Source organism: Rhodopseudomonas sp. B29, from assembly GCF_000333455.1.
GTDB lineage: Bacteria > Pseudomonadota > Alphaproteobacteria > Rhizobiales > Xanthobacteraceae > Rhodopseudomonas.
In genome coordinates this window covers 1-21,481 of the sequence record NZ_BADD01000147.1, presented here as the reverse complement: position 1 = coordinate 21,481, position 21,481 = coordinate 1, and the positions used below count along the sequence as shown (strand labels likewise).

Here is a 21,481-nt window from a genome sequence, read left to right as displayed (position 1 = left end):
CCGATCTTCCGGGCGATCACCACCTACGCCAACCCGGCGCTGGAAAAGGCGATCGAGACCGTCAAGGTCCAGGTCGTCGCTGATCCGGCGGGCTGCGGTGACTTGTTCAACCCGGTCGGCACCCGCGTGTTCACCGCGCCCTGCGACACCGCGCGTGCGTTCCTGTCGCAGTCGTCGATCAAGTACTCGACCGTGAAGGCTCCGGCCGGCTCGGGCGTGAAGGTGATGGTGAACGACAAGGAGATCCCCTACACCGACGCCAAGACCTCCAATCCGGCGGTGCTGGCTGCGGCGCAGGGCCACGTGCGAGCAGCTTGAAATGACCTACGGCGAGGGCGAAAAGGCGCTGAAGCTGAACGGCCGTGCCGACATCCGCTTCGGCGCTGCACCGCGGATCGATGCTGCGCTCGCCGCCAAGCAGCTCGACCTCGATCGCTTGCTGGCGAAAGACGGCGACCAGAACGCGGCGGCGTGGCTCGGCAAGCTACGGGACTTTTTGGCATCGCTGCCGCAGCCACCGCTGCCGGCTCGGATCAGCCTCGACACCGATCAGATCATGATCGGCGGCCGCGCCGTCACCGACGTAACCGCGGTGCTACGCGGCGATGCCACGAGCTTGTCAATCGAACAGGCAGACCTTCGCGCGCCGGGCGGCTCGCACCTGGTCATGAGCGGCAGCAATGCTGTGAGTGCCAAACCGCAAGGCGGCATCAAGGCAAGCCTGGTTGTCGACTCCAGCGATCCTGCGCTCCTCGCTGCATGGTTGCAGGGCCGCGCCGCGCCTGCCACTGGCGCGGCGAAACCGCTGAAGGCGCAAGGTGATATCAGCGTTTCTGAAAGTCATCTGGCAGTGGACCGCCTCGTCCTGGAGAGGGACGGCGGCAAATTGCAGGGACACTTGGCTTTTCGCGCGGCGACGCCGCAGCAGGCTCGCACCTCGATGTTGCCCTGGCCGGGGAATTCCGCAGACCTCGAAATCGCCAAGGGGCTGATACGCTCGCTGCTCGGTGACGACAACAACAGGGGGGCCGGGTGGCCCGACGCGGCTGATCTGGATCTCGATCTTGCCGCGCCAAGTGGAGCGGGCAGAGCTGGCAGCCGTTGTCGGCCCGGCTAAGCTACAGTCCCGATCAGGTCGTGGTCGACCGGTTCAAGACCGGAAGTGCCGGCGTCGTGGTAGAAGGCCGAGGCACGCTCGATCGCCGCAGCGCCGGGGGCGATCTCTCACTCACCGCCAATGCTCCGTCGCTTGTCGCCATGGCGGACGCATTGTCACCTTTCAGCCCGGACACAGCCGCCCGGCTGAAGGCGATGAGTAACGAAGCCGGCCCCGCGCAGGCGCGACTCTCGCTCCGGCTCGCTCCTAACAAGGCGAAGGGAGGGCAGGTTCAGGCTGCCGCCGAGCTCGCGCTCGATGCCCCGCAACTCAGTGGTTCGGCGAGATTCGAAGCAACGCCAAAGGCGTCTGATATCAAGTCCTTCGATCTCGACACACTTGCGAAGAGCGAAGTCACGGCGAAGGCGGCCCTGGCTGCGCCGCAGGCTCAGACGTTACTTGCGCTTGCCGGACTCGATGGCGCGGTGTCGGCGGGCGGCGGCGCGGGCAAGCTCGATCTCTCGGGCTCGGGACGCTGGCGCGCCGCGATCCAGCTAAAGGCGCATCTGACCGGGATCGCGCTCGATCTTGCTGCCGAGGGGAAGGTCGAGCCGTGGGCCGCCGAACCCAAGGCCGCTCTGATGGTGCGTGCGCCGCGACTCGATCTGTTGCCGCTGCTTGGGCTTGATCCGCAGGGCGGCGACGCCGGGCGCATCAGCCTGGCTTCGCGCCTCGCTGTTGCCGGCAAGACCTGGACGTTCAACGACATCGATGCCGGCGTCGGTGATGGCCGCATGCGAGGGCGGCTGGTGGTGACGCGCGGCGACCGGCCGACCGTGGAAGGCGAGGCGGGTTTCGATTCGATTTCAGTGGCGCCGGCTGTCCAGCTCGCCATCGGAGCCGCCGGCCGCGATCGCGATGCACCTCTCGGCCGCGGCTTGACCAGCGGCTGGCGCGGCAAGGTGACGGTTCATGCGCTTACGGCCGGACTGCCGGGCGGCTCGAAGCTGCAGCCGCTCGACGGCGTGCTGCGCAGCGACGGCCAGGCGCTGACGCTGGAGACGACCGGTAAACTCGGCGGCGGTGAGGCCGCGGCGACGCTTACGGCTCGGCCAGGCGATGGCGGCCTTGCGTTGACCGGGAAGGTCTCGCTCAACAGCGCCGACGGCTCGGCGCTGCATTACGGCGACCTGGTGACGCCGGCCGGCAAGGCAACGCTAAAAGCCAGCCTGGCCAGCACCGGCCGCAGCGCGGCGGCGCTGATGGGCGCCTTGTCGGGCGGTGGCACGCTGACGCTCGATCACGCCGAGCTGCCGGGCCTCGGCGTGAAAGCGTTCGAGGTAGAGATCGCCGCCGGCGATGCGGGCCAGGCGATCGATGATCGCCAGCTTTCGGCAGTGGTCGAGCCGGCTCTCGCGAATGGGAAGCTCGCGCTCGACAACGCGCAGTTTCCGCTCAGCCTCTCCGACGGACGCTTGTCCATCGCCGCGACGTCACTCCAGAGCCAAGGCGTGCGCGCCGTTGTTGCCGGCGGCTACGACATTCCGGCCGGACAGGCCGACCTTCGCGCGACATTAACGATGGCTGATGCAGGGCCGGGCGCCGCACCCGAGATCCGGATTTTCGCCGCGGGTCCGCCCGACCATTTGGTGCGAACTGTCGATCTGTCCGCATTATCGTCCTGGTTGGCCGTACGGCGCATCGATCGCGAGACGAAGAAGCTGCAGGCATTGGAGCGGCAGGCTGCGCCCGCAAGCACCCCGGCTGCGCCGGCCGATGCCACTCCGAAGCCGGGGGAGACCGATTCCGGAAGGCCGCAGGTCGCCCCGGAATCGGCTAAGCCCGAATCCGCAAAGCCTGGGCCGGCTCAGCCGAGCCCAGCGCCGCTCAACGCTGCAAAGCCGGACGCGCCGAAACCGGACGCGAACGCCGCCACGCAGCCCCCTGCGCCAGCCGAGCCGCCCGCGCCCAAGCCCGATTCAGCCAAGGACGATTCGGCGGTCGTCTCGCCGACGCCGCTGCCGGATGCAGACCCACGCCGGGTGGTGCCCAAGCCACGCCCGCAACCGCCGCGGGTCAGCCCGCCGGCCACGTCCAGTTCAGCACCACATGCGATCCCGCCGCAGCGTCCTGCTTCGCCGCCGAACCCAGCCGCCGCACAAGCTGCGCACGAGGCTCTACGCGAACGCGCTGCACCGTTGCCGCCGCCTTTGGAGATCAAGCCAGCACCCGGAGATGCGCGACCGACACGGCTGCGTCCGCCGGTCAATCTGGCACCGGCAACTTCGCCCTATTGAGGGTCACCTGACCGCAACGCGGTCAGGACGCATGCGTCCCAAACCAGCAGACCGGCGCTCAGTGCGCCGTCAGCGTGGTCTCGGCCTTTTGCTCGGCGAGTGCGGCCTGCTGTTGCACAGCGCGGCTGCGGAAGTAATCGAGCACGAACAGCCTGATCGCCGACGACAGGTTGCCCTGCTGGCGGTTGCTGTCGATCTCCCCAACGAGTTCGGACAAGGTCATGTCGCGAACGCTGGAGATCTCTTTCATGCCGTTCCAAAAAGCCTCTTCGAGGCTGACGCTGGTCTTGTGGCCCGCGACCACGATCGACCGTTTGACGACCGGCGATTTCATGACGCGTCCTCGCCACCTATTTGATGTTGATCGAGCAATTGATTGGCGCGGCTGGCCTGCTTCTCGTCCAGCTCACGTTGCGATTTGGTCCTGCCGAACCGTGCACGATTTGCGTCGGCGAGCTTCGCGGCTTGATCCCGCTCGGCTCGTTTCTTGAAGCGTTTCAAATTGACCACATCAGCCATTGCGCACACCTATCGTCGATTATCTCGGCAACGGGCGGCGCCTTCGGTTCGTGCAAAATTGCACGCGGCCATCAGCGGCTCGATCACCATCAAGAACAGTCCATATCGCTGCGACAAGTCACTGGAAACTGCTTCGCCCCAGGCGAAATATAATTACCAAACGACAACGCCGCGGGAGGAGTTGATCAATCCGCGTACGCCAAGGCTATGATTTACATCAATTTCCGATGCCGCAATTGGGCTCGTCACCAAACATCATTTCGGCGAACCGGGCCGCGTCATTTTGTCCGGCCGCACCACGCGGTCGAATTCAGCCTCGCTGACTAATCCGAGCCGCAGCGCTTCTTCCTTCAGCGTGGTGCCGCGCTGATGGGCCGTCTTGGCGATTTTCGCCGCGTTGTCGTAGCCGATGCTCGGCGCCAGGGCAGTTACCAGCATCAGCGAGCGCTGCATCAGTTCGCCGATGCGTTGCTCGTCAGCGTGGAGTCCGTCGATGCAATGCTCGGTAAACGAGCGTGCGGCGTCGGCGATCAATCCGATCGACTGCAGCATCGCCTGCGCCATCACTGGCTTGTAGACGTTGAGTTCGAAATGGCCCTGGCTGCCGGCGATCGAGATCGTGGTCTCGTTGCCGAACACCTGGCAGCACACCATGGTCACGGCTTCGCACTGCGTCGGGTTGACCTTGCCGGGCATGATAGACGAGCCCGGCTCGTTCTCCGGCAGGATCAGTTCGCCGAGGCCGGAGCGCGGCCCCGAGCCGAGCAGGCGTATGTCGTTGGCGATCTTGAACAGCGCGGTGGCGGCGGAATTCAGCGCGCCGTGAACGAACACATAGGCGTCGTTGCCGGCCAGCGCTTCGAACTTGTTAGCGGCGGTGACGAAGGGCTGCTTGGTAATCGCCGCGACGCGCTTGGCGAAGGCGACGGCAAACTTCGGATGCGCGTTGAGGCCGGTGCCGACCGCGGTGCCGCCTTGCGCCAGCGGATAGAGCTCCTTCATCGCCATCTTGATACGCGCGATCGAGCTGCCGACCTGTGCGGCGTAGCCGGAGAACTCCTGGCCCAGCGTCAGCGGCGTCGCGTCCTGGGTGTGCGTACGGCCGATCTTGACGATGCCGGCGAAGGCCTTTTCTTTTTTCCGCAACGCATCGTGCAACATCGTCAGGGCAGGCAGCAGGTCGGCGGCGATCTTCTGCGCCGCTGCGATGTGCATGGCCGTCGGGAACGAGTCGTTCGACGACTGGCTCATGTTGACGTGATCGTTCGGGTGCACCGGCTTCTTGGCGCCGCGCTCGCTGCCGAGGAGTTCGTTGGCGCGATTGGCGATCACCTCGTTGACGTTCATGTTGGTCTGAGTGCCGGAGCCGGTCTGGTACACGACCAGCGGGAAGTGATCGTCGAGCTTGCCCTCGATCACCTCGCGGGCGGCGCGGACGATGGCGCCGGCACGGCGCTGATCGAGCAGGCCGAGGTCGCGGTTCGTTTCGGCGGCGGCGAGTTTGACGATGGCCAGCGCGTGAACGATGCCGATCGGCATGCGGTCGGAGCCGATGCGAAAGTTGCGGCGCGAGCGTTCGGTCTGCGCGCCCCAGTAGCGATCGGACGCGACATCGATCGCGCCGAAGCTGTCGGTTTCGCTGCGGGTATGCGCCGCGGAGGCGGCGGGGCGGGCTTTACGGGCCATCGGCAAGCGTCCTGCTGAAACGAAACGATCGGCAGACCGGCAACGCCGGCGCCGGCAGGACGATCCGGGAAGGCTATGAGTTACTTCTTGCGGAACCGGTCGAGCCGCACAACTTCGGCGCCGCCGTCGTTGGGCCGGTCGGGCTCGTCGGCCGGGCTCGGCGCCGGAACGACGTCCGCCGGCGCCGGCGAGGTGGGGAGGGCGCTGACCACAGATCCATCCTGATCGGCGGCATCCGCATTGGCGTCGGCCGTCTCGAACTGCAGACCGAACTGCACCGATGGATCGAAGAAGCTCTTGATCGCCGAGAACGGCACCACCAGCCGCTCCGGAATGCCGCCGAACGACAGGCCGACCTCGAAGCGGTCTTCGGTGACGACCAGATCCCAGAACTGATGCTGCAGGATCACCGTCATCTCTTCCGGATATTGCGCGAGCAGGCGCGGCGACAGCTTCACGCCGTCGGCCTTCGACAGGAAGGTGATGAAGAAATGGTGCTCGCCGGGCAGGCCGTGCTGGGCGACATCGGTGAGCACGTGGCGCAGCACGCCGCGTAGCGCGTCTCGGGCGAGAACATCGTATCGGATGTGATCGGTGGCCATGTGTCGTCCGCTGCTGTTGTCTGCTCGCTGATTCGGCGTCGCCCGGCTGCGGGATCAACGATGCCCCGACTCTCGGAACGCCGATGCTACTCCGGCAGCCGCTCGTGGTCAGCAGGCCCCGAAGCTGAATATTGTGCGATTTCTTGCCGTGGAAAGGTGCAGCGGCGCGGCTGAACCGAGGATGAAGGGAGGAACTTGGAAGATAAGTGGAGGCTTCTGTTGCCAGGTGCCTCCGAACCCCGCCTAACGGAGCTTAACCCGTTAGGACTTTAAAGTGGTCTTTCAAACTGCGTTACGCAGCCTGAGCAACCGGAGCAAAGTTGTCGTTGGCAACTATTGCAGTAGCCCGATAACGGCGGAACAATACCGGGAAAAAGCAAGCCCTTTACGCCCTCGTCGATCCTATTTCGCCCCCGCCGAAACCCGCGATTTTCCAACGAAATCAGTGGGCTTTGGTGGAGGCGCCGGGTACCGCCCCCGGGTCCGAATGGTTTATTACGACGGCCGTTTATTTCCATAGTCGGGTTGCCCCGACCTTCCCAATATAGGGGGCGCCGCGGTCCGGCGGAAGGGGGCTTGGGTGCGGTGCTATGACCGAATCCCCAGGCTCCGGCAGGGCCACAACCGCTTCGGCGGCAGACCCGGCGCGCGTAAATACCGATGGTGGCCTGTTCCCCGACGTTCTAGACGTTGGCCATGGCGCTCGACTCCTCCGCCACTCCCACCGCGGTTCCAGCCGTCGCAGAGCCCCCTGGGCTCGGCGAATTGTTCGTGGAATTCGCCAAGATGTCGCTGTCCGGCTTCGGCGGGGTGCTGGTGTTCGCTCGCCGGGCGATCGTCGAGCGGCATCGCTGGATGACGGCGGAAGAGTTCAACGAGACCTTCGCGCTCTGCCACTTCATGCCAGGACCGAACATCGTCAATCTGTCGATGGTGTTCGGCGCGCGGTTCCGCGGCGTTCCGGGCGCCTTCGCGGCCTTCACCGGTCTGATCGGTCCGCCTGTGGTGGTGATGACCATCCTGGCGGCGCTGTACGTACATTTCGGCGAGCTCGGCGCGCTGCGGCGTGCGCTCGGCGGCGTTGCTTGCGTCGCGGTCGGACTGTTGTTCGCCGTCAGCTTCAAGATGCTGGTGCCGCTGCTGCGCCGCCGCGATCCCGTCGCCGTGCTGTTACTTGCCGCGGTGTTCGTCGCCGTCGGCCTGCTGCGTTGGCCGATGCCGTGGGTGCTGGCGGTGGCCATTCCCGGAAGTATCTTGGTGACCTGGCTGCGCAGGCGGTCCGCATAATGGACGGCGGCACTACTTCGCTTGGATCATTGGCACTGCGCTTCGCCATGATGTCGCTGTTCGCGATCGGCGGCGCCAACGCGGCGATCCCCGAGATCCATCGCATCGTCGTGACGTCGCAGCACTGGCTGACGGAGCTGCAGTTCGCCGACGCTTTTGCGATCGCGCAACTGTCGCCGGGCCCGAACGTGATGATCGTGACGATGATCGGCTATCAAGTTGCCGGCGTCGTCGGGGCACTTGTGGCAACTCTGGCGATGTGCGGACCCACAGCCGTGCTGGCGTTGTGTGTCAGCCGGTTGCTCGGTCGCTCGAGCCGGTCACCCTGGCCGGCGCTCATTCAATCGGCGCTGGTGCCGCTATCGATCGGCTTGATGACGGCGAGCGGCTGGATTCTCGCGTCGACCACCGACCGCACGACTGCGGCGTTCCTGGTCACTGCGAGCGCTGCCGTACTTGCTGCGACCACACGTCTAAATCCGTTGTGGTTGCTGCTTGCGGGGGGCATTCTGGGTTTCGCTGGCATTGTGTAACGAAAGCCGGTACCCACGAATTCCAAGTCGCGGGAGCGACAACGGGCGATAACAGCCTGATACAGGGGGAGCAAACCATGACCGACGCGCCAAGGGCTGACGCGCGGAGCGACCACGCTCCAGGCCGCGCCTCCATTTTCCCAAGCTGGATTCGCGGACCGCAGGATTTCGTTGGCGGACTGGTGCTGATGGCAGTCGCGGCGTTCGCGCTATGGGCCGCCAGCGATCTGCAGGGCATGCATGGTTTCTCGTTCGGCCCGGGCACTGCGCCGCGAATGTTCGCGGTGATCCTGCTTGCGCTCGGCGCCGCACTCACCGTCACCGGTGTGATGGTCGACGGTGAGAAGATGGCGGCCTTCGCCTGGCGCGGACCGCTGTTCGTGTCGCTGGCAATCGCGTTCTTCGCGCTGTCGATCCGGCCGGTGGGTCTGATCGTCACGACCTTTGCAAGCTTCCTGATCGCCGCCCTCGGCACGCCGGAGACCCGATGGCTCGAGACGATCATCGTCGGCGCCTTGCTTACGCTGGCCTGCAGCCTGTTGTTTCCCTACGCATTGGGGCTGCCGCTCGATCTCTATCCGTCATTCCTGGGCAAGTGAGCGGCCGCGATGTTTGAGCTGTTTTCCAATCTCGCGCTCGGCTTCCACGTCGCGCTGTCGCCGATGAACTTGCTGCTCTGCCTGATCGGCGCCCTGGTCGGGACGCTGATCGGCGTGCTGCCCGGCATCGGCACCATCGCCACGGTGGCGATGCTGCTGCCGATCACGTTCGGTCTGCCGCCGGTCGGCGCGCTGATCATGCTCGCCGGCATCTATTACGGCGCGCAGTACGGTGGCTCCACCACGTCGATCCTGGTCAACATTCCGGGGGAGGCGACCTCGGTCGTGACGGCACTCGACGGCTTCCAGATGGCCAAGCAGGGCCGCGCCGGTCCGGCGCTCGCCATCGCCGCAATCGGCTCGTTCGCCGCCGGCTGCTTCGCCACGGTGCTGATCGCGCTGCTTGGTGCGCCGCTGACCTCGATCGCGCTGGCGTTCGGCCCGGCCGAGTACTTCTCGCTGATGGTGCTTGGCCTGATCTTCGCGGTGGTGCTGGCCAAGGGCTCGGTCCTGAAGGCGATCGCCATGATCGTGTTCGGCCTGTTGCTGTCGATGGTCGGGTCCGACATCGAGACCGGTGTGTCGCGCATGAGCTTCGGCATTCCCGAGCTCGCCGACGGCCTCGGCTTTGCGACCGTGGCAATGGGCGTGTTCGGCTTCGCCGAGATCATCCGAAATCTCGACGCCGGCTCGGAGATGGATCGTCAGCTGGTGCAGCAGAAGATCACCGGCCTGATGCCGACCCGAAAGGACATGATCGATTCGGCTCCGGCGATTGCCCGCGGCACCATCCTTGGCTCGATTCTCGGCATCCTGCCGGGCGGCGGCGCAGTCATCGCGTCGTTCGCCGCCTACACGCTGGAGAAGAAGATTTCGCGCGATCCGAAGCGGTTCGGCCGCGGCGCGATCGAAGGTGTTGCGGCGCCGGAGAGTGCCAACAACGCCGCGGCGCAGACCTCCTTCATCCCGCTGCTGACCCTCGGCATTCCGCCGAACGCCGTGATGGCCCTGATGGTCGGCGCCATGACCATCCACGGCATCGTGCCTGGTCCGCAGGTCATGCAGAAGCAGCCGGATCTCGTGTGGGGCATGATCGCCTCGATGTGGATCGGCAATTGAAGTTGTTCATCATCAACCTGCCGCTGGTCGGAATTTGGGTTGGGTTGCTGCGCGTGCCCGTATCGGCTGATGTTTCCTGCCATCGTGGTGTTTTGCTGCATCGGCATCTATTCCGTGAACAACGCGCCGGTCGACGTCATCCTCGCCGGCGTGTTCGGGTTGGTCGGCTATTGGCTGGTCAAGCACGATTTCGAACCGGCGCCGCTGCTGCTCGGCATGGTGCTGGGCCCGCTGATGGAAGAGAACCTGCGCCGGGCGCTGCTGATCTCGCGCGGCGACGCCAGCGTGTTCGTCACGCGGCCGCTGTCGGCGTGCCTGTTGGCGGTTGCCGCGGGGCTGCTGGTGCTGGCCGTGCTGCCGTCGCTGCGCCGCAAGCGCGACGAAGTGTTCGTCGAATCGGAGAGCTGACGGGCGCAAAAGGCGTTGAAGGGAGCCGCGCACCCGGGGTTCCCGCCTTGCCGATTCGCTGCTGCAGGGGCATGTTGCGCTCCAGATGACGCGCGCGCAGCGGCGTCCCTTCAGCAAATCGGCCGACATGATCCAGTACCACGACCTGCTCGAACGCATCCTCAGCGACGGCGCTGAAAAGCACGACCGCACCGGCACCGGCACGCTGTCGGTGTTCGGCCATCAGATGCGTTTCAACCTCTCGGCCGGCTTTCCGATGCTGACGACCAAGCGGCTGCCGCTCAAGGCGATCGTTCACGAATTGCTGTGGTTTCTGCAGGGCGACACCAACATCAAATATCTGCAGGACAACGGCGTCACCATCTGGGACGAGTGGGCCGACGAGAACGGCGATCTCGGCCCGGTGTATGGCGCGCAATGGCGCTCCTGGCCGACGGCGGATGGCGGCTCGATCGACCAGATCAGCAATGTCGTCGAGATGATCAAGCGCAACCCGGACTCACGCCGGCTGATCGTCACCGCGTGGAATCCCGCCGACGTCGAGAAGATGGCGCTGCCGCCGTGTCATTGTTTGTTTCAGTTCTACGTGGCGAACGGCAAACTTTCGTGCCAGCTCTATCAGCGCTCGGCGGACGTGTTTCTCGGCGTGCCATTCAACATCGCGTCCTACGCGTTGCTGACGATGATGATCGCGCAAGTCACAGGGCTAAAGCCAGGCGATTTCGTTCACACGCTCGGTGATGCGCATCTCTACGCCAATCATTTGGAGCAGGCCCGGCTGCAACTCACCCGCGCGCCACGCGCGTTGCCGACGCTGACGCTCAATCCGGATGTGAAAGACATCTTCGGCTTCCGCTACGAAGATTTCACACTCCACGGCTACGACCCGCATCCGCACATCAAGGCCGAGGTGGCGGTGTGAGTAGCACCGCCGCGGAGGTTCGGATCGAGATCGTTCTCGTCGTCGCCGTCGCGGAGAACGGCGTCATCGGGCACCTTGGTGCGATGCCGTGGCGGCTGAAATCGGATCTGCAGCGTTTCAAACAGCTGACGCTGAACAAGCCAGTGATCATGGGCCGCAAGACCTGGCAGTCGATCGGCCGGCCGCTGCCCGGGCGCACCAATATCGTGGTAACGCGCGACGCCAGATTCACAGCGAAAGGCGCTGTGGTGGCCAACTCGTTCGAGGCTGCCGAGCAGGTTGCGCGCGGCGATGCGTTGCGGCGGTCTATATCCGAAATTGCGGTGATCGGCGGCAGCGACGTCTTTGCGCATTGGCTGCCTCGTGCGGACCGCCTGGAGCTGACACAGGTTCATGCGAGCCCGCAGGGTGATACCTGTTTTCCGCCGCTCGGCCAGCACGACTGGCGGGAAGACGCCCGCGAACGCCACGCCGCCGGGCCTCAGGATACGGCCGATTTCACGTATGTGACCTATCGACGCTGCGCTGCGGCCTGACGCCGCCGCGGCGGCGTTTGCGATTGAAAAACCCTGTTCAGGCCTTAGCTGGCAGCCAGTCGTCACGCGGAACGACGCGCGTTGTGCCTGCTGTGTCTGTCCCCTATAAAGCCGGGCAGCCGTGCGGCCGCGAATGTGAGCGGAACCGCCTTTGGAGATCATTGATGCCGTGGAAGAATCAGGGCGGTGGCCCTTGGGGTTCTGGCCCGAAGGGTCCGTGGGGAACGGGACCGCAATCGTCCGGGCCGCGGCCGCCTGATCTGGAAGACCTGTTGCGGCGCGGCCAGGATCGCCTTCAGCAGATGCTTCCCGGCGGTCATCTCGGCGGCATCGGCATTGCCGTCATCGTGCTCGGCGCGCTGGTGATCTGGGGCCTGTCCGGTTTCTTCCGCGTGCAGTCCGAAGAGCTGGGCGTGGTGATGCGTTTCGGCAAGCACGTGCGCACCGTGCAGCCCGGCCTCAATTATCATCTGCCGTATCCGATCGAGACCGTGCTGTTGCCGAAGGCGCTGCGCGTCAACACCACCAGCATCGGCATGACGCTGATCAACGATCCGGCCCGGCGCGGCGCGACCATGCGCGACGTGCCGGAAGAAAGCTTGATGTTGACCGGCGACGAGAACATCGTCGACGTCGACTTCACCGTGCTGTGGCGTATCAAGCCCGATGGCGTCGGTGACTTCCTATTCAACATCCAGAATCCGCCGGGCACCGTGAAGGCGGTGGCCGAAAGCGCGATGCGCGAAGTCATCGGCCGCTCCGAAATCCAGCCGATCCTCACTGGCGCGCGTACGACCATCGAGAACGCCGTTCAGGATCTGATGCAGAAGACGCTGAACAGCTACGGCGCCGGCGTGCTCGTGCAGCAGGTGCAGATGCAGAAGGTCGATCCGCCGTCACAGGTGATCGATGCCTTCCGCGACGTGCAGGCCGCGCGTGCCGACCTCGAGCGACTGCAGAACGAAGCCCAGACCTATGCCAACCGTGTGATTCCGGATGCCAAGGGCCGCGCCGCGCAGATCCTGCAGAACGCCGAAGGCTACAAGGGACAGGCGATCGCGGAAGCCAAGGGTCAGAGCGCGCGCTTCCTCGACGTCTACGAGGAATATCGCAAGGCTCCCGAGGTCACGCGTGAACGCATCTATCTCGAGACCATGGAACGTATCCTCGGCTCCGCCGACAAGCTGATCTACGACCCGGGCACTGGCGCCAACTCGGGCGTGGTGCCGTATCTGCCGCTGAACGAGTTGTCGGCGCGGCGAACGCCACCCACGCCGCAAACGCAGGGCCAGCAGCAGAGCGGGGGCAACCGATGAAAACCGGTATTGCAGGTATCGTCGCGCTGATCCTGGCGCTGGTGGTGATCATTGTCGGCTGGTCTTCGGTGTTCACCGTGGATCAGACCGAGCAGGCGCTGGTCGTCCGATTGGGCGAGCCGGTGCGCGTCGTCACCGACCCGGGTCTGCACTTCAAAGCGCCGTTCGTCGATACGGTGATCTCGATCGACAAGCGCATCCTCGATCTGGAAAACCCGTCGCAGGAAGTGATCGCGTCGGACCAGAAGCGGCTCGTGGTCGACGCCTTCGCGCGCTACCGCATCAAGAACGCGCTGCGCTTCTATCAGAGCATCGGCACCATTCCGGCCGCCAACATCCAGCTCACCACGCTGCTGAACGCCGCGCTGCGCCGCGTGCTCGGCGAGGTGACGTTCATCCAGGTGGTCCGCGACGAGCGCGAAGCCCTGATGGGGCGGATCCGCACCCAGCTCGACCGCGAAGCCGACGGCTACGGCATCTCGGTGGTCGACGTGCGCATCCGCCGCGCCGATCTGCCGGAGCAGAACAGCCAGGCCGTGTATCAAAGGATGCAGACCGAGCGGCAGCGTGAAGCCGCCGAGTTCCGGGCTCAGGGCGGCCAGAAGGCGCAGGAAATCCGCTCCAAGGCCGATCGCGAGGCGACGGTGATCGTGGCCGAAGCGAATTCGCAGGCCGAACAAATCAGGGGCTCCGGCGACGCCGAGCGTAACCGGCTGTTCGCTTCCGCTTATTCGAAGGACCCGGACTTCTTCGCGTTCTACCGCTCGATGACGGCGTACGACCAGGCGCTCAAGAGTAACGACACGCGCTTCCTGCTGCGGCCCGACTCGGAGTTCTTCCGCTACTTCGGCTCTGCCGGCGGCAAAGCCGGAAAGCCCGTCTCGGGGTCGCAGGCCGCGGCCGACGCGCCGGTGGCTCCGGCTCCCGCACAACCGGCTCCGGCGCCGCGCTGATATGGAGCTCCGCCGGTCTGCGGGCCGGCGGAGCTTTTCACCGACGCTAACGGGCGCTATCGCGGCTTTTGCCTTCCCGTGAAGGCTCGATTACAACATCGGGCGGTTGCGCCGTCGCCTCGTACGGCGGTGCCCACCAATGTGTGCCCGTTGACGAAGTCTGCACAGGCGGGCAGGGCGCCCGACCGGGAGGAACGACCAGCATGAGGTCTTTCGCGTTTGCCGACCTGCTCATCGGCGTGGGCGTGTTGTTGGTATTGGAAGGCCTGATGTTCGCGGCGAGCCCGACCTGGATGCGTCAGGCGATGAAGTCCGCGATGCAGACCCCCGACAACATTCTGCGCGGCGTCGGGCTCGTCTCGGCAGTCGGTGGGCTGTTGCTGATCTGGGCCATCCGGCACTAGTTTTTCGGGTCCGCTTCAGACTCCGATGTTCCGCCGAGAATTGGTCCGGTTTTTTGCCGCAATCCGGCCGACCCTTGAGGCAAGTTCAATCGATTCCGAGGCTTGCGCCGACCGCCGGATCGGGCGCAGTGTCCCCGCAAGGCAGATTTCAGGGCGTATCTCGCCCATTTCAGGAGAGCTTCCGCCCATGTCCGCAGCGCTTGCCGCCTTCAGCTCGGTGATCAGGCCGTCACGTGTCAGGCCGTTGCTGATGGCGCTCTGCCTCGGCGCCAGCGCCGCCTTCGTCTCTGCGCCGGCTTCAGCGCGCGGGCCGGAGGGCATCGCCGATGTCGCCGAGAAGGTCATCGACGCCGTCGTCAACATCTCGACGACGCAGACCGTCGAAGCCAAGACCTCGGACGATAGCAAGGGGGGTGGTGCGGCGCCGAAGCTGCCGCCGGGCTCGCCGTTCGAGGAATTCTTCGACGACTTCTTCAAGAACCGTCGCGGCGAGAAGGGCGGTGGTCCGCGCAAGACCAATTCGCTCGGCTCCGGCTTCATCATCGACGCGTCCGGCATCGTCGTCACCAACAATCACGTCATCGCCGATTCCGACGAGATCAACGTGATCTTGAACGATGGCACCAAGTTCAAGGCCACGCTGGTCGGCGTCGACAAGAAGACCGACCTGGCTGTCCTGAAGTTCACGCCGCCCGCCGGCAAGCCACTCACGACGGTGAAGTTTGGCGACAGCGACAAGCTGCGGCTCGGCGAGTGGGTGATCGCGATCGGCAATCCATTCTCGCTCGGCGGCACGGTGACGGCCGGCATCGTCTCGGCGCGCAATCGCGATATCAATTCGGGGCCGTACGACAGCTACATCCAGACCGATGCCGCGATCAATCGCGGCAATTCCGGCGGGCCGCTGTTCAACCTCAACGGCGAAGTCATCGGCGTCAACACGCTGATCATCTCGCCGTCGGGCGGCTCGATCGGCATCGGCTTCGCGGTGCCGTCGAAGACCGTGGCGCCGGTGGTCGATCAGCTCCGCCAGTTCGGCGAACTGCGCCGCGGCTGGCTCGGTGTACGCATTCAGCAGGTCACCGACGAGATCGCCGACAGCCTCGGTATCAAGCCGGCCCGCGGCGCGCTTGTCGCCGGCGTCGACGACAAGGGCCCGGCCAAGCCGGCTGGGATCGAGGCCGGTGACGTCGTCGTCAAGTTCGACGGCCGCGACATCAAGGAGCCGAAGGATCTGTCGCGCATCGTCGCCGACACCGCGGTCGGCAAGACCGTCGATGTCGTCGTGATCCGCAAGGGCAAGGAAGAGACCAAGCAGGTCACGCTCGGCCGGCTGGCCGACGATGCCAAGGCCGAGCCGGCTTCCGCCAAGTCGCAGCCGGAGCCCGACAAGCCGGTGACCCAGAAGGCGCTCGGCCTCGATCTGGCGGCGCTGTCGAAGGATCTGCGCAGCCGCTACAAGATCAAGGACAGCGTCAAGGGCGTGCTGATCGTCGGTGTCGATGACGGCTCCGACGCTGCCGACAAGAGGCTGTCGGCCGGCGACGTGATCGTCGAGGTCCAGCAGGAGCCGGTGTCGAGCGGCGCCGATTTCAAGAAGCGGATCGATCAGCTCAGGAAGGACGGCAAGAAAGCGGCCCTGCTGCAGGTAGCCAACGGCAACGGCGAATTGCGCTTCGTAGCGCTGAGCCTGCAATAGGCGACATGTCGGTGCGCGAACCGCCTGCGCTCGCCGCCGACTTTGTCGGCGGCGCGGTGGGCTGGCGGTTTCGCTCCAATGCCGGCCGCAGCCACGCGCTGCTCAAGGCAACCGGCGTCTCGCCGTCGCGTCCGCTACGGGTGATCGATGCCACCGCGGGCCTCGGCCGCGATGGCTTCCTACTCGCCTCGATGGGCGCAACAGTGACGCTGATCGAACGCTCGCCCGATGTCCATGCGCTGCTTGCCGAAGCGCTCGCTGTGGGAAAAGCGGAGAGTCCCGAACTCGCCGCCATGCAGGGGCGGATGACGCTGATCCGCGCGGATGCGCGCGAGCTGTTGCCGAAATTGTCGGCCGATGTCGTCACCGTCGATCCCATGCATCCGGAACGCAACAAGACCGCGCTGGTGAAGCAGGAGATGCGCCTGCTCCGCGGCCTCGTTGGCGCCGATCCCGACGTCGCCGAACTGATGCAGGCGGCTCTCGCTGCGGAATGCAAACGCGTGGTGTTGAAATGGCCGCTGCGGGCCGCGCCGCCGCCGGACCTGCGAAAGCCGTCGCATCAGATCATCGGCAAGACGGTTCGTTACGATGTGTTCGTTCGCCCAAAAGCCGCTGCGACGAACTGATCGAAATCCGTCATCGTTCGTCAATATCGACACCCTATCCATTCGCCCGATGTCGCGGCGTGGCGCCGTGCGCTATCCAGGCCCGGCGCGCCAAAATGGGCGGTACTGATCGACTGACGAGGGAGTCATGTTCCGACGGAGAGCCGCAACCTTGATGATCGCTGCAGCGATCATGGTTACTACATCGTTAGCATCGTCGGCCGACGAACTCGTCACCTGCCCGGAGCGGATCGAGACGACGGATGCGAAATTGGCGAAGCCTGCGCAGATTGTCGGCTTCGTTCCGGTGATCGGTGGGAGTACGTCGCAGGCTTGGCTGCAGGACGTCGCTTTGTTCGGCCGGATCGGCGGCAAGCTGACGCCGATGCCCGGCGTCGTCAAAGGTCAGCGGCGGATCGAATGGCGGCCGGATGGGCAAACCGATATCTGGGTCAGCTGCGTCTACGAAGCCGGCATCACACTGCACCGCTCGGTTGGTCAGCCGAATCTCTGTACGGCAGCGTTCCTGCGTAGCACCGATCAGGGCGGCACCAGTTGGGGCATGGATCGAGCGGGGTTCAAATGCGAACGCGTAGGATCGCAATGACGATCATCGAACACACGTCCCGACGCGATGGCCGACCGGCCGGGCCGACGATACTGGTTTTGAGCGCCTTCGTCGTCTCAGCCCCGCTCGCACACGCGCAGAGCGGCGCGGCGACCATCGCTTGCCCGCCGACGGTCGACCTCAGCTATAGCGGCGTCGCACGCCTGCCTTACGCGGGCAGGGACTACGACATCGCCGGGTTTCAGCCGAACTTCACGCCGGTCGGCGCCCGCCTGATCGCGGCCGAGGTGGCGCCGCTGGCCGACGCCAGCAACGAGTTGCAAAGCGCCAAGCCTGCCAGCGCCAATGCGGCGGACTCCGGAGAAGTCGCCTTCAAGCTCTCGGACGAGGGCCTGCCGGCGCCCAAGTCGCCGCTCGCGATCACCTGTCGCTACGAGGGCGGCTATGCGCTGCAGCGGGCGTTGTCGACCACCACGCAGCGCTGCACGTTGAGCTACCAGAAGTCGCGGCCGCCAACCGCGGAAACGACGACACGCTATCTCTACACCAGCGCCGTGTTCACCTGTCGCTGAACACGTCAAATCACTCTGGACGCCGCCGCCGCCATCTGGAACCTTTGTCCGATTGACGTTTTTGCAGAGCGCGTCTGGCGAAGGATGATCGATGCGACGAATAAGCGGGATGCTGGTGGCCGGGGGGATCCTGCTGATCGCCGCCGCCGGTTCCGCAGGGGTATGGTTACTGACGAGGCCGCATCCGATCTCGGAGCGCGAACGTGCATTGGCGTTCGATCGCGCAGCCGATCCCGATAACGGCAGGCTGCTGTTTGCGGCCGGGGATTGTTCATCATGCCATGCCTCGCCCGGTCAGAGCGACCGCCTGAATCTTGGCGGCGGTCTGGCATTGGCGTCGCCCTACGGCACCTTCCACGCTCCGAACATTTCGCCCGATCCGGACTACGGCATCGGCAAATGGACTCTGAAGGATTTCGCCAATGCGCTGCTGACCGGCGTATCGCCCGACGGCAGTCACTACTATCCGGTGTTTCCGTATCCGAGCTACACGCGGATGACGATCCAGGACGCCGCTGATCTGTTCGCGTATCTCAAGACACTGAAGCCTGTCGCGCAGCGCCCGCCGCCGAACGAATTGACGCCGCCGCTCAACATCCGCCGCTTCGTCGGCTTCTGGAAGCTGTTGTACTTCCGCCCCGGCATGTTGATGCCAGATCCGCGCCGCGATGAGAAATGGAACAGGGGGCGCTTTCTGGTCGAAGGCCCCGGGCATTGCGCAGAGTGCCACTCGTCCCGGGATGTATTCGGCGGCATCAAGGACGGCACGCGATTAGCCGGCGGCAAGAATCCGATCGGCACCGGCTTCTGCCCGAACCTGACGCCGACGGGGCTGGGAAGCTGGTCGAAGAAAGACATCGTCGAAGTGCTGACCACTGGCCGTACGCCGAACCACGGCCGCGTCGGCTCGTCGATGGCGGACGTCGTGACCAACACCGCGATGTTGCCCGAGACCGATCGCGACGCCATCGCCGCCTACATCAAATCGTTGCCGCCCAAACCGACGCCGCAGCCCTAACACGGCCTATCAACGTCATTGCGAGCGAAGCGAAGCAATCCAGCGCAGTGTAAGGAGCTGGACTGCTTCGTCGCGGCGCTCCTCGCGATGGCGAGTTTAGCGTCTGACAATTTCACTCTGCGTTTCGACCTGCGTGCGGCTTGATCGCCGCCTGCTTCGGCGCCACATCAACAGCATTCGGCCCGGTCGCCTGGCAGGGACTCTTCCTGCTCTACGAGCGTCGGGTTTCGCTATGGATGGAGTGCTAACCATGCAGGACGACAAGCCGACGCGGAAACGCGCAGCGCTGAACGATGCCGAGGCCGAAGGATCGTCGCCTGGCAACGGCCGCACCGCGGGCCCGGAGGCAATGGCCGATCCGGAACAGTCGTGGGACGATGTCGCCGAGGCTTCGGATGAATCCTTCCCCGCCAGCGATCCGCCGTCCTGGACTCCAGTGCGGCCGAAGAGGGACTGATCTCTTCATCGCGGTGATGCCGCTCGGCCGGCTACGGCTGAAAGGATTACTCGGCTGGCTGTTCTGGGGCGTAGTGCACGTGTACTTCCTGATCGGCCTGCGGAGCCGGATAGCCGTGGCCGTGAACTGGCTGTGGGAATACGTCACCATCCATCGCGGGGCGCTGATCTCGTGGCAAGCCCGGCGGTGATTGCGGCCGCCAGTCTGGAACATCGGCGTGCCTCGGCGATTGGCCAAGGCGTCGCGCTGGCAGCGCGGCCGGCAGGAGGCGACCCATGAACGATGCGCCGCGAGATCCGAAAGGCTCAGCCGACGACAAGGCCCCTCGCACCCCCGCGAAAGCCGAACAGCCGTCGGCCGGGCCCCATGCAAAGCCCGAACTGACCGACCAGGCGAAGACACCGGGCACCGGCATGCTGCCGGAGCCGGGCGATCCCAACGAGTCGCCGACGGGGTAGGTCAGGCTGGATCGGCCGTCGTCCGAGCACGCCATGCGCTGGCCGTGGAACGCGAACGAAATCCCGGCGGCCAGTTCAAGGAAGCACTTGCGGGGACAGGCACGGGCCGTTAGAAGTCGCCCACACCCGACGCGCCGCCGCCTCTGCTGCCGCGTCCGGCGCCTATTGTTGCTGACGGTCGCCTCAAGGCTTTGATCTTCAACGGCAATTCCGGTGGGGAATGGTGTAACGGTAGCACAACAGACTCTGACTCTGTTTGTCTTGGTTCGAATCCAGGTTCCCCAGCCAGTCTCGGTAGGTCAGCCGAGCTTCTTCCAAAGCCAGCTTCGCATTCCGACTCGGTCGACGCGCGCGCGGCGACGCTATTCCGCCGCCTGTTTGACCGCGTCGTCGGTGCCGTGGCCGGCGCCGCCGCGGTGGCTCCAGCGGTTGAGGGCGTTGGAGAGGCGGTCGAGATAAAGATAGACGACCGGCGTGGTGAACAGCGTCAGCACCTGGCTCACTGCGAGGCCGCCGACCATGGCGTAGCCGAGCGGCTGGCGGATTTCCGACCCGGTGCCAGTGCCGAGCATCAAGGGCACGCCGCCGAGCAGCGCCGCCATCGTGGTCATCATGATGGGGCGGAAGCGTAGAAGCGCCGCCTTGCGGATAGCCTCTTCGGACGACAGGTCCTCGTCGCGCTCCGCGGCGATCGCGAAGTCGACCAGCATGATGCCGTTCTTCTTCACGATGCCGATGAGCAGGATGACGCCGATCAGCGCGATCAGGCTGAAGTCGAAGCCGAACGCCATCAGGATCGCCAGCGCGCCGACGCCGGCGGAGGGCAGGGTGGAGAGAATCGTCAGCGGGTGGATGTAGCTCTCATAGAGAATGCCGAGGATCAGATAGACCACGACCAGTGCCGCGAGGATCAATAGCGGCACCGTCGACAGCGATTGCTGGAACGCCTGCGCGGTGCCCTGGAAGCTGCCGTTGAGGGTCGGCGGCGCGCCCATCTCGGCCATCGCCTGCTGCACCGCTTGGGTCGCGTCGCCAAGCGCCGCGCCCTGGGCGAGGTTGAAGCTGATCGTGGTTGCCGGGAATTGGCCCTGATGGCTGATCGACAGCGGCCGCACCGGCACCGTGGTCCATTTCGCGAAAGCTGAGAGCGGCACCTGGTCGCCGGTGGTCGGCGATTTGATGTAGATGTTGTTCGCGAGCACGCAGGAAACTCTGGCTGCTGGCCGCGACGTGAAAGACGGAATCGCAAGGTTCAAAGTCAACGGCGAACCGAAGGCCGAACTTCTCAGCTACAGTCTCGAAGGAACGTTGAATCACCTTAAGGAAAAACCGACCGCGCTGGCACCAGCTGGCTGGGCTACCAATCAAAGGAACCCCGCTCAAATCGCCCTACTCCGGATCAACGGGCGCACCATCTACAAGCCAACTTCCCTGCCCTCATTCAGCGCCGTTTTATGTCTGAACGATATCGACTACTACAAAGATTATGATGCGATTGTTCCGGTCGTATTCACGTCGAACGATATCACCAACCTTAATCCGCGTGCCGCGAAGTGCAAAGATGCGGTCCAATTAGGACCACGGATCGTCGAAGAAGGCGGCAAGCGCGGAATTACTGAGAGTGAACTCCGCACGGAGAAGTATCAACGCGTCATCTTCTTTGTTGACGACCCTCTGCGGGATGACAAGCTTCCGGCGCGATCGCGTGAGGCCGGCCGCAACGGATACATCCTGCTTACTCANCACAAAGTCCATCTTTTCGACCTACAGACGATGCTGCTAGACAAGCCGATCTATGCCGGCGGCAGAGCGCATTGGGCGGTA

General features: G+C 64.9%; 23 protein-coding genes, 1 tRNA gene, 1 other RNA gene and 3 pseudogenes. 22 read left to right on the top strand and 6 right to left on the bottom strand.

Annotated elements, in window-relative coordinates:
- The 3 genes and pseudogenes from I5M_RS05595 to I5M_RS29240 form a co-directional block, all read left to right on the top strand.
- A pseudogene (locus tag I5M_RS05595) lies at positions 1-297 on the top strand (MFS transporter); the annotation flags it as partial.
- A gap of 22 nt (positions 298-319) precedes the next feature.
- Positions 320-1,117 (top strand): hypothetical protein, encoded by a 798-nt coding sequence (locus I5M_RS30845; protein WP_051048666.1) that lies wholly within the window; start codon positions 320-322, stop codon positions 1,115-1,117.
- Between the two features lie 20 nt (positions 1,118-1,137).
- Positions 1,138-3,393: an AsmA-like C-terminal region-containing protein gene (locus I5M_RS29240; protein ID WP_148287829.1), complete on the top strand. Its 2,256-nt coding sequence runs from the start codon at positions 1,138-1,140 to the stop codon at positions 3,391-3,393.
- Positions 3,394-3,451: 58 nt separating this feature from the next.
- Here I5M_RS29240 and I5M_RS05585 read toward each other — a convergent pair whose 3' ends face one another.
- The 5 genes from I5M_RS05585 to ssrA form a co-directional block, all read right to left on the bottom strand.
- Positions 3,452-3,727 (bottom strand): ribbon-helix-helix domain-containing protein, encoded by a 276-nt coding sequence (locus I5M_RS05585; RefSeq protein ID WP_022720507.1) that lies wholly within the window; start codon positions 3,725-3,727, stop codon positions 3,452-3,454.
- The gene (locus I5M_RS05580; protein WP_022720506.1) at positions 3,724-3,912 is read right to left on the bottom strand and encodes a DUF4169 family protein; all 189 of its coding nucleotides are present in this window, start codon (positions 3,910-3,912) and stop codon (positions 3,724-3,726) included. Before I5M_RS05580 ends, I5M_RS05585 begins: the two co-directional genes overlap by 4 nt.
- A 255-nt stretch (positions 3,913-4,167) precedes the next feature.
- On the bottom strand, positions 4,168-5,598 hold the full coding sequence (fumC, locus tag I5M_RS05575; protein WP_022720505.1) for a class II fumarate hydratase: 1,431 nt from the start codon (positions 5,596-5,598) through the stop codon (positions 4,168-4,170).
- Positions 5,599-5,678: 80 nt separating this feature from the next.
- A complete protein-coding gene (locus I5M_RS05570; RefSeq protein WP_022720504.1) occupies positions 5,679-6,200 on the bottom strand; it encodes an SspB family protein in 522 nt (173 codons plus the stop codon).
- A 205-nt stretch (positions 6,201-6,405) separates the two neighbouring features.
- Positions 6,406-6,774, bottom strand: a transfer-messenger RNA (tmRNA) gene (gene ssrA, locus I5M_RS31220).
- Positions 6,775-6,896: 122 nt separating this feature from the next.
- Here ssrA and I5M_RS05565 point away from each other — a divergent pair.
- From I5M_RS05565 to I5M_RS05480, 18 genes and pseudogenes are all read left to right on the top strand, one after another.
- Entirely contained in the window at positions 6,897-7,487 is a 591-nt protein-coding gene (locus I5M_RS05565; protein ID WP_022720503.1) for a chromate transporter, read from the top strand.
- Entirely contained in the window at positions 7,487-8,020 is a 534-nt protein-coding gene (locus tag I5M_RS05560) for a chromate transporter (protein WP_031335471.1), read from the top strand. The genes I5M_RS05565 and I5M_RS05560 overlap by 1 nt, the downstream gene beginning before the upstream one ends.
- 77 nt (positions 8,021-8,097) lie before the next feature.
- Positions 8,098-8,619, top strand: a complete 522-nt coding sequence (locus tag I5M_RS05555) for a tripartite tricarboxylate transporter TctB family protein (protein ID WP_022720501.1) — start codon at positions 8,098-8,100, stop codon at positions 8,617-8,619.
- Positions 8,620-8,628: 9 nt separating this feature from the next.
- Positions 8,629-10,146: pseudogene (locus I5M_RS29235) on the top strand (tripartite tricarboxylate transporter permease).
- 127 nt (positions 10,147-10,273) lie between these two features.
- Entirely contained in the window at positions 10,274-11,068 is a 795-nt protein-coding gene (locus I5M_RS05545; RefSeq protein WP_031335469.1) for a thymidylate synthase, read from the top strand.
- A 23-nt stretch (positions 11,069-11,091) separates the two neighbouring features.
- The gene (locus I5M_RS05540; protein WP_031335467.1) at positions 11,092-11,604 is read left to right on the top strand and encodes a dihydrofolate reductase; all 513 of its coding nucleotides are present in this window, start codon (positions 11,092-11,094) and stop codon (positions 11,602-11,604) included.
- A gap of 164 nt (positions 11,605-11,768) precedes the next feature.
- The gene (gene hflK, locus I5M_RS05535; RefSeq protein WP_022720498.1) at positions 11,769-12,920 is read left to right on the top strand and encodes an FtsH protease activity modulator HflK; all 1,152 of its coding nucleotides are present in this window, start codon (positions 11,769-11,771) and stop codon (positions 12,918-12,920) included.
- A complete protein-coding gene (hflC, locus tag I5M_RS05530; protein WP_022720497.1) occupies positions 12,917-13,873 on the top strand; it encodes a protease modulator HflC in 957 nt (318 codons plus the stop codon). Before hflK ends, hflC begins: the two co-directional genes overlap by 4 nt.
- A 203-nt stretch (positions 13,874-14,076) precedes the next feature.
- Positions 14,077-14,277 (top strand): DUF2065 domain-containing protein, encoded by a 201-nt coding sequence (locus tag I5M_RS05525; RefSeq protein ID WP_022720496.1) that lies wholly within the window; start codon positions 14,077-14,079, stop codon positions 14,275-14,277.
- Between the two features lie 187 nt (positions 14,278-14,464).
- On the top strand, positions 14,465-15,976 hold the full coding sequence (locus I5M_RS05520; protein ID WP_022720495.1) for a Do family serine endopeptidase: 1,512 nt from the start codon (positions 14,465-14,467) through the stop codon (positions 15,974-15,976).
- Positions 15,977-15,987: 11 nt separating this feature from the next.
- Positions 15,988-16,605, top strand: coding sequence for a class I SAM-dependent methyltransferase (locus tag I5M_RS05515; protein ID WP_244431939.1), 618 nt, complete (start codon positions 15,988-15,990; stop codon positions 16,603-16,605).
- A 154-nt stretch (positions 16,606-16,759) separates the two neighbouring features.
- The gene (locus I5M_RS05510) at positions 16,760-17,191 is read left to right on the top strand and encodes an STY0301 family protein (RefSeq protein ID WP_022720493.1); all 432 of its coding nucleotides are present in this window, start codon (positions 16,760-16,762) and stop codon (positions 17,189-17,191) included.
- Entirely contained in the window at positions 17,188-17,724 is a 537-nt protein-coding gene (locus tag I5M_RS05505; RefSeq protein WP_022720492.1) for an STY0301 family protein, read from the top strand. The genes I5M_RS05510 and I5M_RS05505 overlap by 4 nt, the downstream gene beginning before the upstream one ends.
- 91 nt (positions 17,725-17,815) lie before the next feature.
- A complete protein-coding gene (locus I5M_RS05500; RefSeq protein WP_051048664.1) occupies positions 17,816-18,742 on the top strand; it encodes a cytochrome c in 927 nt (308 codons plus the stop codon).
- Between the two features lie 250 nt (positions 18,743-18,992).
- On the top strand, positions 18,993-19,199 hold the full coding sequence (locus I5M_RS05495) for a hypothetical protein (protein WP_022720490.1): 207 nt from the start codon (positions 18,993-18,995) through the stop codon (positions 19,197-19,199).
- Positions 19,200-19,212: 13 nt separating this feature from the next.
- The gene (locus tag I5M_RS31215; protein ID WP_244431938.1) at positions 19,213-19,389 is read left to right on the top strand and encodes a hypothetical protein; all 177 of its coding nucleotides are present in this window, start codon (positions 19,213-19,215) and stop codon (positions 19,387-19,389) included.
- Between the two features lie 85 nt (positions 19,390-19,474).
- Positions 19,475-19,657, top strand: coding sequence for a hypothetical protein (locus tag I5M_RS05485; RefSeq protein WP_022720488.1), 183 nt, complete (start codon positions 19,475-19,477; stop codon positions 19,655-19,657).
- A gap of 214 nt (positions 19,658-19,871) precedes the next feature.
- Positions 19,872-19,945, top strand: a tRNA-Gln gene (locus tag I5M_RS05480).
- A 74-nt stretch (positions 19,946-20,019) separates the two neighbouring features.
- On the opposite strand, the pseudogene I5M_RS05475 reads toward I5M_RS05480, so the two are convergent.
- Positions 20,020-20,850 (bottom strand): annotated as a pseudogene (locus I5M_RS05475) (efflux RND transporter permease subunit); the annotation flags it as partial.
- Here I5M_RS05475 and I5M_RS33535 point away from each other — a divergent pair.
- Positions 20,843-21,481 (top strand): hypothetical protein (locus I5M_RS33535; RefSeq protein ID WP_199900019.1); only part of this gene is annotated, 639 nt, incomplete at its 3' end. The pseudogene I5M_RS05475 and the gene I5M_RS33535 overlap by 8 nt on opposite strands.